The following is a 15,217-nucleotide window of genomic DNA, read 5'->3' as shown; positions in this document are numbered from 1 at the left end:
CCTCGGCCGCCGAGGCGCTCCTCTCGGCGATCTGGGTGCTCTACGGCACCGCTGTGTAGGTGAGCGTCAGCGTGGGGCGATACGACGCGTTGGTGGCCTCTCGCGACCAGATACGCACGTTGTCCGTCCCGGCCGTGCTCGACATCCGCATCGTGATCGTCTGACCCGACAGCCCCGCGAGGTCGGCTGCCTGGATGCTCACCGTGTAGGCGGTGTTGGTGGCGCCGGCCCCCGTCAGCTCCCCGATCACTCCGGACGAGGTCTGAGTGAGACGCGTGTTCCACGTCAGGGTCGCCTCGTCCCATGGCCCGGTCATCAGGTGGAAGACATGTGCGTTCGCGGAGGCCGCTGTGGAGTCCGTGGACGTTCGCACCGACAGCGAGGCGGACGTCAGCTGCATCCCTGCCGGTGCGGCAGGGAGGGCGAACGACAGGAACGACTCGATCCCCGTGCTGAAGCGGGACGACAGCTGGTTGGTCGTGCCGTACGTCGCCGCAGCGTTGCTCGCCGCGGCCATCGTGTCGGCGCTGGTCACGATCGCCTGCACGACGGGCGGCACGACCGGCGGAGCGATGGTCGCCGAGACGGCGGACGAAGCCGCGCTCACGTTGCCGGCGGCATCGCGCGCGGTCACCCGGTAATACCAAGTGCCCGTCGGGCGCCCGTTGTCGGTATAGGAGGAAGCGGTGACGTCGGACAGCCGCGACGACGGGTCGGCGGCGAAGTCCGCAGTGGTCCCGCGGTAGACCGTGTAGCCGGTCACACCGCTGTTGTCGGTGGATGCGTTCCATGCGAGCCCGACGTCGGCGTTGCCGGCGACGGACGCGACCAGACCCGTGGGCACCGAAGGCGCCTCCGTATCGGGGCCGGCGACGGGTGTGAAGGTGAGTCTCACAGACGGCCGATACGTCGCCGATGTCGCCTCCGCCGACCAGAGCCGGACGTTGTCGGCGCCCGCGCTCGACATCCGGAGCGTCACGGTCTGGCCGAGGGCCGATGCGAGCGGGCCCGTGGTCAGCGCGACCGTGTAGGGGGTGTTCGTGGCCGTCGCGCCGGTGAGGCTGCCCAGTGCCCCCGACGTCGCCGTCAGCGGCCTGTTGTTCCAGTTCACGGTGGCTTCGGTCCACGCTCCGGACATGAGACGGAACTCGTGCGCGTCCACGGAGGCCGCCGTGCCGTCGGTCGACGTCCGCACCGAGAGGACGGCGCCCGTGAGCGCAGTGCCCGCGGGAGCGGCCGGAAGCGGGACGGCGAGGAACGACTCGATCGCACCCCCGGTCCCGCGCGACGACAGTTGATTCGACGTGCCGTAGAGCGTCGTCGGAGCCGACTGCGCCACCATGGCGTCGTCGGTGATCGGCACCGTGATCTCGACCGGTGTGCCGCCGTTGGCGAGGATGGTCGCGTATACGCTTGCCGACGCACCGCTCACGTTGTTCTCCGCGTCCCGCGCCGTCACCTTGTAGTACCAGACGCCCGGCGTCCGGCCGTTGTCCGTGTACGACGGCGCGGTCACGTCGGCGATCTTCGAGGAGGCGTCCGGCGCGAAGCCCGCACTCGTCCCTCGATACACGGTGTACCCGGTGACCCCGACGTTGTCCGCCGCGGGCGACCAGGTGACGGTCACATCCGCGTTGCCGGCGACGGAGGTCGCCAGCCCCGTCGGCACCGTCGGTGCCTGCGTGTCAGGACCGGAGGCGGGCGTGAACGTCAGCCGCAGCGAGGGCCGGTAGGCCGCCACCGCCTCGGCGGACCACAGGCGTACGTTGTCGCTGTTGGCGCCCGACATCCGGAGGGTGACCGTCTGCCCGAGGAACGAGGACAGTCCGTCGGCGCCGAGGCTGACGGTGTAGGCGGCGTTGAGCGCTGTCGCGCCCGTGAGAGTGCCGAGCACGCCGGTCGCCGTCGTGGTCGGGCGGTTGTTCCACGTGACGGCGTCCTCGGTCCAGGCGCCTGTCACCAGCCGGAACTGAGGAGAGTCCGTCGTCGCGGCGGTGCTGTCGTTCGATGTCCGGACCGACAGCACGGCGCTCGTCAGCACTGTCCCGGCCGGCGCGGCCGGCAGCGGCAGTCGGATGAACGACTCGATCGTTCCGCTGGTTCCCCGCGCCGACAGCTGGTTCGACGAGCCGTACAGGGTCGTCGGAGCCGACTGCGCCACCATCGCGTCCTCGGTGGGTGAGAGGGTGACCTCGACCGCCTGCGACGGCGGCTGGATGGTCACCGAGGCGGACGCTGGGGCGCTGACGTTGCCCGCGGCATCCTGTGCGGTCACTCGGTAGTACCACGTGCCGGCGGCACGCCCCGTGTCCACGTGCCCCGGCGTCGTGACCTCCGCGATGCGGTTGCCCGCGCTCGGCGTGAAGTCCGCCACGAGGCTCCGGTACAGCACGTAGGAGCTGACGCCGCGGTCATCGGTCGAGGGGTTCCACGAGAGCGTCACGGTGGTTCCGCTGGACAGCGTCGCCGTGAAGCCTCCCGGTGAACTCGGGGCGGTCACATCCGGCGGGACGATCGTCAGCATCGCGGTGTCCGAGGGCTGACTGACGTTGCCCGCCGCATCTCGCGCGACGACGCGATAGTAGTGCGAGCCCGCGGAGAGCCCGCTCTCGCTGAACGACGTGCCGCTGACGGTGCCGACCAGCGTCCCGTCGGCGATCGAGAAGCCCGGGGCATCCCCCCGGTAGACCATGTAGTCGATCACATCGACGTTGTCCGCGGACGGCGCCCATGTGACGGTCGCGCCATTCGCCCCCGCCTGCGTCGCGGCCGGGCTGGCGGGTGCCGTGGGGGCGTCGATGTCGGTGACGAGGAGCTGCCTGGGCGCCGACGGCAGGCTCTCGTTCTCGGCGCCGTCGACCGCGGTCACCCGGTAGTAGTACGTGCCCAGCGCGGGGGCGTCCTCGTGGTACGAGGTCGTCGCCGTTGTCGCGAGGAACGAATCGGCGTCGGGCGTGAAGTCGGCCGACGTGCTCCGGTAGACGCGGTATTCCAGCACGCCGGTGCTGTCTGTGGATGCCGCCCACGACACGTCCACCCCGCCGGAGCCGTGGGTGGCGGTGAGGCCGGAGGGCGTGCTCGGGGATGCGGCGTCCTGCACCCCGAGCGCGTAGTGGCGGGCGATCTCGTTGGCACTCAGGCCGCCGTTGTACACGGCGAACTCGTCCAGCGCCCCGCGGAAGTACGAGTTCGAAGTCGCGCCGGGCCAGCTGCCGAGGTTGCCGCCGCCGATGCGCCAGTACCCGCTCGTCGTATCCGCGCCGGTGACGCTGCTCTGGGCGACGAGCACGCCATCGACGTAGAGCTTCCGGCCGGAGGAGTCCAAGACTCCCACCGCGCTGTGCCAGTCGCCGTCGGCGTAGCCGAGCGGGCTGGTCACGACCGCCGCCGAGCCGACCCACGAACCGAAGACGAGATTGCCGCCCGCGGTCATGTACAGATGCTTGTCGTAGTTCGTGCCGTTGCCGGTCTGTGCGTTCTCGAATCCGAACAGCTTGCCGCCGGCGGTCGTGGTGTTGAACCAGATCTCGCCGGTGAAGGCCGCCGAGGGCGTGAGCGTGGCCTGCGTGGCGACCGTGCCCTGCTGTGTGCCGGGGGTCGTCACCGCCGTGTCGCCCGGGATGATGCCCGGCTGGCCCTTGGTGACGCCGTTCCGGTACACCCCCGGATAGGTGCCGAAGCGGGCGGCGTCGGCGGCAGTGGTGCCGGATGCGTCACCGAGGCGCCAGTAGAGCGTCGGGTCTGCGGCGAAGACGCGAGTGCCGTAGGCGTCGGCGGGAGCGTGGTTGAGATCGAGTTCTCGGCCCGCCGCCTCATAGTGGTCGGCCACGTCGCCCGCGCCGAGTGCCGACGAGTAGACGGCGGTCTCGTCGATCGTGCCCGCGAAGAAGTTGCTCGTCGGGCGGTTCGGCCAGCTGGAGAGGTTGTCTCCGCCGACGTGCCACACCCCGTGGTAGGACTGGGCGACCGCGTTCGAATTCTGCGCCACGCGGACGCCGTCGACGTACAGCGCCATCCCGCTCGCGCCCTGCGTGCCCACGACGTGGTGCCACGACCCGTCGTTCAGCGCACTGAGCGAGGTCAGGGTCACCGTCGAGCCGGTGTATGCGCCGAAGACGACGCGGCCCGTGTTGGTCATGTAGAGGTGCCGGTCGTAGCTGCCGCTGAGCACGGTCGCCCCTGTGTCGGTGCGGGGGCGCCCGCTTCCGAATCCGACGATCTTGCCGCCTCGAGTGGTCGTCGTCCTGATCCACGTCTCGACGCTGTAGGTCGTCGGCGCGGGGGCCAGTCCCTGGTGCCAGACGTAGTCGTTGGCCCCGTCGAAGACGAGTGATCCGCTGGGGTCGCCGGCGACGGGGGTATCGGCCGAGACCGCCGCGCCGTTCTCGAGCACGCCCGGCTGGCGGCTGGTGTTCGTCGTCGCGGCGGAGCCGTCCTGTACCCACGAACCCGTCGTGTTCCCCTGCCAGTAGATCGCGGGCGCGTCGGAACGGACGGATGCCGCGTAATCGGCCGCGGGTGCGACCGCGGTGGCGGTCGCCACCTGCGAGAGCACCGAGCTGTTCGTGCCGTCGGTCGCTCGCACCCGGTAGGTGTAGGTCTGTCCCGCGACCACATCCGTGTCGACGAACGTCACCTGCGGGCGGTTCCACCACACCGATGACGAGGCGCCGCTCCAGATCGGGCTCGAGGAGTTGTTGCGGAAGACCTGATACGTGAGGTTCGAGTCGTCGTCGTCGATCGAGGTGCGGATCCGGACGTCGATCGACCCGCTGCTCTGAGCGACCGCCGACACCGTCGGCGCCGGCGGATTGCCGGTGTCGGTGGTCCCGAAGCGCGTCAGGTGGTCCTGCGGCGCACCGTTGATCGTGGTGAAGTCGCCGCCGCTCCACATGAACTGCTGCCCGGTCGACCTGCCGGTCGCGATGACGAGCGCGCGCGGGCCGATGTTCTCGCCGATGCCGTCGTTGGACTTGGGATCCCACGCGAAGTGCGACCCGTCGACCGCGCTCTGCGCGAGGAAGTAGTGACGCGTGCCGTCCTGCTGCGCATTCACCGAAGCGCAGTCATGACCGTGGCTCACGGAGTAGAGGGTCGTCTGGTGCTGCACGGTCATCTGGGTGGCGCCGAGGCACGTGTCGCGCCAGAGCTGGTCGCCCGTCGCCCACGAGAACGCCGCGCGCCCGTCGAAGACACCGCCGCCGCTGCCCTCGTTCGAGATGTAGAACCTGCCGTCGTCTGCGCTGAAGATGTGCTTGGTCACCGAGGTGTTCGCAATGAACCCGGCCGGATAGGTGCGGATGTTCGCACCCGTGACCGCGTCGACGATGGCGATCGAGTGCGAGTACGCGCCGTTGACCGAGAAGAAGTCTCCGCCGATCGCGACCTTGGAGCCGTCAGGCGAGACGCCGATCCCTCGGCCGATGTCGTCGACGTTTGCCGTCCACGGAAGCAGCGCCCCGGTCGTGACATCGACGGCGGCGAACCGCTGGCGTGCCTCGCCGCCCACCGTGAGGAACATACCGCCGAAGTACATCGTCGTGCCCTTCACGGCGATGGTGTGCACGATCGAGGAGATGCTGGGTGGCCGGAAGCCCGTGACGGTGCACGTGCGGACGTCGATCTGGGCGATACGCCCCGTGGACACACCACCGACGTTCGAGAAGTTCCCGCCGATGTAGACGGTGTTGCCGTCGGGCGCCGCGATGGCCGCATAGACCGCCGGTGTTCCCCCGGCCAGCGAGAGACTCAGCTGGCACGCGTCGGCGCTGCCTGTCTCGGCGTCGAGGATCGCGAGGGCGTTCACGGCGACCGGCGAACCCGAACCTCCTTCGGGCGGACGCAGCTCGCTGAACGTGCCCCCCGCCACGACCTTGCCGGCCGATTGCGCGAGCGCGTACACCGTTCCGTTCGTCTGCCATGTCGGCAGCTCGTCGGCGCTGAACTGAACGCCGGGCGAGAGAGCTGCAGCCGGTTCGGGCGGCGTGACCGCGACAAGGCCGACCACGAGCGCCGAGGCTACGACGACACCTGCCCAGACACGTGAGACCATCGGTCACACCCCCAACGCCCACAGACGTATCCGTGGGCCATCCCAGAAGCACCGCCGGGTTCCCAGTCGTCGAGCTCGGACGCTTCCCAGTGCGTCTCTCGGCATTCGGGACGATGCAAGGCACACTGTACGCCTCCGTTCCGGCTTTGTCTCCAGGGATCTGCAGCGCGGGGGCTCTGGCGCGTGACGGGGCCCGCGCCTCCGACGGAACGCCGAGTGGATGCGTCGCGTTCGGACCGGCTATTCCGCGCGACGCGGTTGCGTTGTATGGTGTGCCCGAGAACGTCCCTCACCGGCAGGCGAGGGACGCTGACGGCCGTTGAACCCGAAACCGACGGCCGAAGAGACCGCGTTCCGCGCCGGCAGGCGAGGGACGCTGACGGCCGTTGAACCCGAAACCGACGGCCGATGGACCGCGCTGGGGAGCGCTCTCCGAGATGCGTCGTGACGATGTCGTCGCGCGCCCGCTGGGGGGAAGTATGGCTGGGGAATGGCGCCTCGGCGCCCGATCGTCACGCGTATCGGCGTCGCCGGAGACGGCGAAGATGCCGCGACCGTCGACGACGGCTGCGAGCGCCGCCGCGTCGGGGGGTGCGACGAGACGTCGAACAGCGCCCGGAGTGCTCTTCGTCGGCATCAACTACGCACCCGAACCGACGGGCATCGCGCCCTACACGGAGGGCATGGCGCGCGCCCTCGCGGCGCGAGGATGGCGCGTGCGGGTCATCACCACGCATCCGCACTATCCGTGGTGGAAGGTTCAGGACGGCTACGGCGGCTGGACCCGCACCGAGACGCGGGATCTGGTCGACGTCACGCGACTGCGCCACTACGTGCCTCGACGTCACACCATGCTCCATCGGGCGCTCTCGGAGCTGACCTTCGGGCTCAGGGCGACCTTCGCCGGTTGGCACCGCCCGGATGCCGTCGTACTGGTCAGCCCCGCGATGATCTCCTCCCGGCTGGCCGCCGTCCGTGCTGCATTGACGGGCGTACCGACGATCGTGTGGGTACAGGACATCTACACGCTCGGCGCGCGGGAGACAGGTGCCGTGTCGCATGGCGCGGCGGGGATCGCCGCGCTCGAGCACGGGCTGGTGAACTCCGCCGACCGGGTCGTGGCGATCCATGACCGATTCCGCCGGGTGCTCCAGGAGGACCTGTCGGTCGCCACGCCCGTCGACGTCGTGCGGAACTGGTCGCACGTGAGAACGGACGGCGCCGGACGGGACAGCGTGCTCCGCCGGCAGCTCGGCTGGGCGGACGATGACGTCGTCGTGCTGCATGCCGGCAACATCGGGGCGAAGCAGGGACTCGACAACGTCGTCCATGCCTCCCTCGAGGCGGCTCGCCGCGGATCCCACGTGAAGTTCGTCCTGCTGGGCGACGGGAACCAGCGCCACGCGCTCGAGGCGATGGCGTCATGCTCACGACTGCAGTTCCTCGATCCGCTGCCGGACGGCGCCTTCGAGCGTGCGCTGGCCTCAGCCGACATCCTCCTGGTCAACGAGCGCCCGGGTGTCACCGAGATGGCCGTCCCCAGCAAGCTGACGACGTACTTCGCCACAGGGCTTCCGGTGATCGCCGCGGTCGACCCGTCGAGCATCACTCACGACGAGGTCTGCGCCGCCGGAGCCGGTCCGTGCGTCCCTGCGGGCGACCCGGACGCACTGGTCGACGCCGCCGAGCGGCTTGCGGCTGACCCCGTCGCCGCACGGGCGTTCGGCCGCGCCGCGCAGAGCTATCGGGATGCGCATCTCGGCGTCGACGCCGCCGTCGCCTCCTTCGAGGCGACGATCCAGGCGGCGATGGTGTCGGGTCGGCGCGCGTCGGCCGGCGCACTCGCCGGCTCGCGGAGCCGCGGGCACCGCCCGGTCCTCCACCACTGACGGACGACGGACCCGGACGCGGCGTCCTTCCACCGGACGACGGACCCGGACGCGGCGTCCTTCCACCGGCCGGCGGCCCGCGGGTCGCCCACGGCCGAGCCGGCGGCGGAGCGCTCGCTCCGCCGTCGCCTCTCCCCCGCTCAGGGTGTCGTGTACGTCAGCGTCAGCGTCGGTCGATAGTCCACTGGCGTCGCCTCACGAGACCACAGCCGCACGTTGTCGCTGCCCGCCGGACTGGACAGTCGCAGCGTGACCGATGTGCCGGCCAACGGTCCGAGGTCGGCGGCGGACAGGTTGGCGATGTAGGGACTGTTCACCGCCGTCGCTCCCGTGAGCTGCCCGAGGACAGCCGCGCCCACGCTGGTAGGACGGTTGTTCCAGGTGATCGTGCCCTCCTGCCACGTGCCGCTGACGAGCCGGAACTCGTGGATGTCGGTCGATCCGGCCGTCGAATCGTTGGACGTCCGCAGCGAGATCGTCGCCGAAGTGAGCACCTGCCCGGCCGGCGCTGCCGGCAGGTCGAACCGCAGGAAGGACTCGATCGTGGTGTTGAAGCGCGACGATATCTGGTTGGTGGCTCCATAGGCGAAGGCCGGGTTGATGGCCGCGGCCATCGAGTCGGCGGTCGTCACGATCGTCTGCGTCGTGGGTGGAGCCGGTGGATTGGTCACCGTGGCGCTCGCGGCGGCCGAGGCCGCACTCACGTTCGACGATCCATCCCTCGCGGCCACCTTGTAGAACCACGTGCCCTGCGGCCGAGCGCTGTCGGTGAAGGTCGTCTCCATCACGTCGCCGATCCGAGAAGCGTCGTTCGCGGTGAAGCCGGCCGTCGTGCCTCGATAGACGAGGTATCCGGTGACCCCGACGTTGTCCGTCGAGGCACTCCAGTTCAGGGTGACGTTGTTGGCGCCCTCGACGGTGGCCGTCAGTCCCCCGGGCACGCTCGGCGGCGTGTTGTCGGGAGCCACGATGACGACGGATGCCGCGTTCGACGCACCGGAGACGTTCCCGGCGGCGTCGCGAGCGGTCACCTTGTAGTACCACGTGCCCTCCGAGAGCGGCGTGTCGTGATACGAGGTGCCGGCGATGTTCGGCTGGATGAGGGTCTCCATGCTCGGCACGAAGCCCGCATCCGAGCCCCGGTACAGCGCATAGCCCGTCACCCCGGCATTGTCTGTCGAGGCCGTCCAGGAGACGTCGGCCGCCTGGCCCGCCGCGACGGCGTTCACTCCCGTCGGTACGCTCGGCGCCACACCGTCGACGACAGTGACGGGAGCGGAGGCCGCGGAGGCCGCGCTCGCGTTGCCGGCGCCGTCGAAGGCGACGACCTTGTAGTAGAAGGTGCCAGGAGGCGGTGCGACGTCTTCGAACGTCGTGCCCGCGACCGTCCCGCGGAGCGTGTCGGCCGCGGGGGTGAACCCGGCGGTCGTGCCGCGATAGACCCGGTAACCCGCGACGCCGACGTTGTCGGTCGAGGCGGTCCAGGTCACGTCGACGTTCGCTCCGTCGAACGAGGCACCCACCCCTTGGGGCGTGCTCGGAATCACCGCGTCGACGAAGCCCGTCCCGACGCTGAAGTGGTTCTGCACCTGCTGTGGCGACAGCGCCTGGTAGTACACCGCCGTCTCGTCCAGCTGGCCGTCGAAGTAGCGGTTCACCAGGGCGTTGCCGGCGCTCGGGTAGCCGTTGAGGGTGTCACCGCCGACGTGCCACGTGCCGTTGTAGGTGCCGCTGCCCGTCGTGGCGTTCTGCGCCTGAAGGACTCCGTCGACATACAGCCGCATGCCGCCCGGCCCCTGGGTGCCGACCACGTGGTGCCACTGCCCGTCGTTGACCGCCGCGAGGCTCCGCAGCGTCGTCGTTCCGAACCCGGCGCGCACGCCGAACCGCAGGAACCCGGTCCCGTTCTCCATGTACACCACGCGGTCGACCGTCCCGCTGACGCGATCGGTCCCGTTGTCCGAACGAGGGCGCCCCGTCGACGATCCGTAGTTGGCGAGCGCCCCACCCGTGGTCGACGTCGTACGGAGCCACGTCTCCACCGAGTACACGGTGGGTCCGGGCGCGATGACGTCGTTCCAGATGTACTGCGGCAACCCGTTCGGCTGCGTGTCGGTGAACGTCGCACTGCGGCTCGCGTCGTTGGGGATCGCCCCCGCTGCGGTGCGGTTCACGCCGTTCTGCGCGAGGCCGTTGAGCCCGACGACCGTCGGGCCGGCGCTGTCCACGACCCACTGCGCGTTCGCCGTGTCGTCGTAGCGATAGAAGAGCCGTGGCTGATCGGCGATGACCGTGGATGCGTAGACGGACCCTGTCGCCGATGCCGTGACCGTCGCCGTCCCCGACAGGGCGCTCTGATTGTTCGCCCGGTCGATCGCGCGCACGCGATACGTGTAGCTCGTTCCGGGTGTGACATCCGTATCCACGAAGGTGGCCTGGAAGCGATACCAGTGCTTCGACTGGGCCACGCCGGTCCAGACGGGAGTCGTCGTGTTGTTCCCGCGATAGACGGCGTACGTGATGTCGGAATCGTCCGGATCGTAGATACCTCGGATGTTGACCTGGACCGCGTTCGGGGTGATGGCGCGTGCCGCGAGAGCCGGGACCGCCGGGGCGCCCGTATCCGTCGGGCTGAATCGCGTCACGCCCTGCTGGTTGGCGCCGTTGACGCGGGTGAACTCCCCACCGACCCACAGGTACGGCGTGCCGTTCGTGCCCGGTCCGATCGCGATCGAGCGCGGGCCGATGCCTTCGCCGGTGCCGTCGTTCAGTTCCGGAAGCCAGCCGATCTGCAGCTGCGTCGGGTCAGTGGCGTGACTCACCGAGAGGAAGGTGCGCCGCCCGTCCGGGAACATCCCCATCGCCGAGCAGTCATGGCGATGGTGCGCCTCGAACAGCAGTCCCTGATACGGGACGATCGCCTGTGTGGCGCCGGCGCAGTTGTCGCGCCACGCCTGGCTGTAATCGGACCAGTTGTAGGCGAGGGCGCCGTCGAACCCGGCGAATCCCTCCTGCGCCACGAAGAAGCGCGTCCCGTCGGAGCTGATCATCTTCGTCCGCGAAGTGTTGCCGACCGTGTTGGCCGGCCACGTGCGCAACACCGCTCCCGTCGTCGAATCGACGACGGCGAAGCTGTGGGATGCCGATCCGTTGATGTCGAACCAGTCGCCCCCGATCGCAAGCCTGGTGCCGTCCGGCGAGAGCTGGAGCGCATCCCCGCGGGCATTCTTGTTGGGCACGACCGTGGTGCTGTAGAGCTCCTCCGTCACGCCGGAGGCGTTGGCGACGAAAGCCGTCTGCAGGGCTCCTGCGCGGTTGACCTTCGCGAAGCTGCGCCTGCTCTGCCCGCCGACCGTCTGGAAGACGCCACCGAAGTAGACCGCGTCGGCGGCCGGCTCGATCTCGAGCACATAGCTGGAGATGCCGCTCACCCGGAACGGCGTGACCGTGCAGGTGGCGACGTTGATCTCCGCGAGCCGGCTCACCGCGACGCCGCCCACGCTCGTGAACTGGCCGCCGATGAAGACCGTGTTGCCGTCAGGCGCCGCCTTCACCGCGTAGACCGCTGCCGTACCGCCGCTGAAGGCGACCGGCAGCTGACACGCGTCCGGCTCCCCTGTCGCGGCGTTCAGGATGGCCAGGCTCTGCAGACTTCTCGCAGCGCCTGACTGTCCTGCGCCCGGGCGGATCTGGCTGAAGGTCCCCCCGACGACTGCCCTGCCGCGGGATATACCGACCTGCCAGACCACGCCGTTGGTCTGCCAGGTCGGCAGCGCATCGGCGCTGAACGGCAGATCAGGCGAGAGGGCTTTCGCCTCTTCGGCAGGTGGTAGAGCGATCAATCCGATCGCGAGCGCCGCAACAGCGGCGAGGCTCGCGAAGATGCGAGTACGCACGTCAACCCCGATTCCCAGAATTCGAGACCGGTGTCGCACATCCCCAGTGGATCACCGGTCGCCCACAGGCTCCCGTCCGCGGGCACACGTGCTGTCGCTGCGATTTCGGCATCATCGTCGGGTGCAACTTGCCAGTACGCTTGACCGAGGAGTTTACACGACCATGCGTCAGACGTCAGGGTAGAGTCCGATACTCGTACCGGAGAGTGCGGGGACAGTGGGGGACATGTCCGGCCTGACCTTTCGCGAAGCCATGGATTCCTTGTCGAGCTCGCAGAAGAGCCGCGTGGGCGTCTCGCTGTATTCGCGCTACATCAACCGTCCCGTAGGGCGGGTTCTTGCGGCGGCTGCCGCCTCCACCGGGGTCTCCCCCAACGGCGTGACCGCCGTCTCGGCGTTCTGCACCGCCGCGGGCCTGATCGTGCTGGTGATCAGCCCCGCCGGCTGGGTCACGGGTCTGGCTGTCGCGATCCTCCTGGTGCTCGGCTTCGCCCTGGACTCCGCGGACGGCCAGGTCGCCCGACTGACCGGGCGCGGCAGCCTCGCGGGCGAATGGCTCGACCACGTCGTCGATTCGGGCAAGATGGTCGCCGTCCATGCCGCGGTGCTCGTCGCGGCGGCGACGCAGGGGCTCCTGACGGGGGCGTGGCTCTTGATCCCGCTGGCCTACATGCTCGTCGCGGTCGTGCTCTTCTCGGGAATGACGATCTTCGAGCTGCTCCGCCGGACGCGGCCGCACGCCGCCGATCCGCCGAGATCCCCCTCGGCGATCCGCGCGTTCGGCCTGCTCCCGGCCGACTATGGGGTCCTCGCCCTCGCCTTCCTCCTGTGGGGGGCATCGCAGATCTTCTTCGTCGTCTATGCCGCCCTCGGAGGCCTGACCGCTCTCATCACGGCCGCTCTGCTGCTCAAGTGGTTCAGGGTTCTCAAGCGCACCAGCTGACCGACGAGACTACGGCGCCTCGCGTGTGTCCCGTCGGTAGTAGAACAGCGCCACGGGGACGAACAGGAGCGGAGCCGAGACCGCGTTCGCACCGAATCCGAGCACGAGGCTCCACTCGTCGCCTCCCAGCACGTAGCCGATGAGGAACCCGGCCGTGGTGGCCACGGCGATGCCGATGCGCACCAGCGTCACCGCCGATTGGTGATCGAGCACCCGCAGCACGATGCCGTGGATGCCCGCCCACCCCGTCAGGATCGTCGACGCGCCGACCAGAACGAGGCCGAGCAGGAGGTCCGCGCGTTCCACACCCGCAGGGGCCCAGCCGCTGAACCAGACGACGCCGACGAGGAACGCGACGCCGGCGGTGGCGAGGAGCCCGAGCCGGATGCTGGCGCGCCAGCCGCGTGCGATGATCGCCGACGCCCGCCGGTAGTCGACATGCGTGGCGCCGTCGGCGACGATGTTCGTCGTCGTCGCCGCGAAGGCCAGATTCAGCGGTCCGAGCAGGGTCTGCGCGAGCCGGACTCCGCCGATGAGGTCGTTCGCGCCGGAGCCGGCGAGCACGAACAGGGGCACCGAGACGATGAACTGCCCGACGGCGAAGTCGAGCGTCTGCCAGGCAGCGGACGACCGGTAGCTGCGGTAGGGGTAGACCCCCACGCGCAGCGGGACCTGAGGGAGCACCACGGCAGCCGCGATCGCGCACGATACGCCGATCGCGAGCATGAACGACAGCGGCGTGGCGGCGAGAACAGGCAGCGCCGTCGCCGAGACGAGCGTCACGCGCACGGCGTCGCCTGCTGCGACGGCCCAGCGCCGGCTCGAGCCGATGGCGCGATATCGGACCCAGTCGTAGAACACCGGGACGGCGCCGGCGACACCGATGATCGCCGCCTCGCCGGCAGCGACCCCGCCCGAGCTGATCGCGATCGCGCCCACCGCGAGAGCCGACAGCGACGAGACGACGAGCATGTACCGCGCGGGCACGAGCGCATGCGAGTCGGTTCGCTGGAAGATCAGTGCGGGTTGGAAGAGGGCGGCTCGGGATCCTCCGACCGCGAGCGCGCTGGCCAGCGTGATGATCGAGAACGAGGTGAACGCCGCGGGATCCATGCGGACCGCGGCGATCAGGATGGGGAGTGCTCCCGCGGCGCTCGAGAGGATCTGCGCGACCGTCAGCGGACGGGGGAGCCGAGAGCGGCGGCTCATCTCGCCGCCGCTCGAACCGCGGCTTCGAGGTTGGCGCCGACGGCCTCGACGCTGAATCGATCCGGGGGTGCGGCGGCGATCGCCAGTTGCTCCGCCAGGTGCGCGTCGTCCCGCAGGAAGGTAGCGAGAGCGTCGGCGAGCGCTCGCGGCTCGACGGGATCGACGGCGACAGCGGCAGCCCCGGACGCGATGATCTCCTCGGCCGCCCCGTCCCGCGTCGACAGCACGACGGGACGCCGCGCGTTGACGGCCTCGAAGCCCGCGAGCGAGCGGTAGTCGCCCTGCGTCGGACAGATGACGACGTGCGCGCGAGCGTAGTCCGCAGTCACCTCTTCGTGCGGTCTTCGTCCGTGGAAGCGGACCCTCTCGACCAGCCCCAGGTCGCCGACCTGCCGTTCCAGCGCCGCGCGCTCTGGTCCGTCCCCGACGACATCCAGCGTCCACTCGCGTACGTGCTCGGGGAGGACGGCGAGCGCGGCGAGGAGGAGGTGAAGCCCCTTCCTGCGCTGAAGGCTGTTCAGGAACAGGAAGCGCACGGGACCGCCGTCGTCGAAGGCCGGCAGAGGATCCCCCGGCTGCGACGTGAGGTACGGCCCGACGCGCAGCCGCCCGGCTCGGATTCCGAGGCGCTCCCGCGCGTAGCGCGCGGTCCGCTCGTTGCTCACGAGCACGATGTGCGACCGACGGGCGAAGATCCGCTTCACCGTCGTCGCGAGCCGGCCCTCCGCCCCGCCGCGGAACGACGGCTCCGACTCGATCAGCTGCACCACGCGACGTCGCCGGAGGTGTGCCGTGGCGGCCGAGACGAGTGCCGTGGGAGTGAACTCGACGACGATGACGACATCGGCCGGACGCCGCAGCATCCTCCAGATCGCTCGGGGCGTCGGCACGCGGAGGTTGCCCGTGTACGTGTACTCCCCCACCCGGCGGTCGCGTCGACGCACCCAGAAGCGCAGGTCCGCAGCGAGCGGAAGCTCCGGGTATCGCTCGAGCGGATAGCCCTCTCGAACGAGGACGGTGGCGTCGGGGAACCTGCTGGCGAACTGCCCGAGCACGTCACGGAAGTAGGCCAGATCGTCGCCGAACCCGAAGGCGCCGCTCACCCACACCGCTCGCAGTCGATCGGACCCTGTCACCCCGGCCCTCCCTCGACGGTGTGATGACCGCGACAGCAGTGAGCGGTCCGCGAGGTGCGTGCGTGTGATCATATCCGCTGACCCACCGAAAT

At 69.8% G+C, this 15,217-nt stretch carries 6 protein-coding genes; 2 read left to right on the top strand and 4 right to left on the bottom strand.

The annotated features are described in order from the left end of the window. Positions 1 to 40 precede the first annotated feature (40 nt). A complete protein-coding gene (locus tag MRBLMI12_RS10920) occupies positions 41 to 6,052 on the bottom strand; it encodes a DNRLRE domain-containing protein (protein WP_363356508.1) in 6,012 nt (2,003 codons plus the stop codon). 545 nt (positions 6,053 to 6,597) lie between these two features. On the opposite strand from MRBLMI12_RS10920, the gene MRBLMI12_RS10915 reads away from it, so the two are divergent. After that, the gene (locus MRBLMI12_RS10915) at positions 6,598 to 7,941 is read left to right on the top strand and encodes a glycosyltransferase (protein ID WP_363356507.1); all 1,344 of its coding nucleotides are present in this window, start codon (positions 6,598 to 6,600) and stop codon (positions 7,939 to 7,941) included. 140 nt (positions 7,942 to 8,081) lie between these two features. Here the strand turns inward: MRBLMI12_RS10915 and MRBLMI12_RS10910 are convergent, their stop codons facing one another. Beyond that, positions 8,082 to 11,837, bottom strand: a complete 3,756-nt coding sequence (locus MRBLMI12_RS10910) for a LamG-like jellyroll fold domain-containing protein (RefSeq protein WP_363356506.1) — start codon at positions 11,835 to 11,837, stop codon at positions 8,082 to 8,084. 226 nt (positions 11,838 to 12,063) lie between these two features. Here MRBLMI12_RS10910 and MRBLMI12_RS10905 point away from each other — a divergent pair, with 226 nt between their 5' ends. Then, a complete protein-coding gene (locus tag MRBLMI12_RS10905; protein ID WP_363356505.1) occupies positions 12,064 to 12,780 on the top strand; it encodes a CDP-alcohol phosphatidyltransferase family protein in 717 nt (238 codons plus the stop codon). 9 nt (positions 12,781 to 12,789) lie between these two features. On the opposite strand, the gene MRBLMI12_RS10900 is transcribed toward MRBLMI12_RS10905, so the two are convergent. Both MRBLMI12_RS10900 and MRBLMI12_RS10895 read right to left on the bottom strand, forming a co-directional pair. Further along, positions 12,790 to 13,989, bottom strand: coding sequence for a hypothetical protein (locus tag MRBLMI12_RS10900; RefSeq protein WP_363356504.1), 1,200 nt, complete (start codon positions 13,987 to 13,989; stop codon positions 12,790 to 12,792). Next, on the bottom strand, positions 13,986 to 15,125 hold the full coding sequence (locus tag MRBLMI12_RS10895; protein WP_363356503.1) for a glycosyltransferase family 4 protein: 1,140 nt from the start codon (positions 15,123 to 15,125) through the stop codon (positions 13,986 to 13,988). Before MRBLMI12_RS10895 ends, MRBLMI12_RS10900 begins: the two co-directional genes overlap by 4 nt. Positions 15,126 to 15,217: the final 92 nt, after the last annotated feature.

This window comes from Microbacterium sp. LMI12-1-1.1, from assembly GCF_040676455.1.
Taxonomy (GTDB): Bacteria; Actinomycetota; Actinomycetes; order Actinomycetales; family Microbacteriaceae; genus Microbacterium.
The sequence above is the reverse complement of the archived record's forward strand: the minus strand, read 5'-3'. Positions and strand labels throughout refer to the sequence as shown.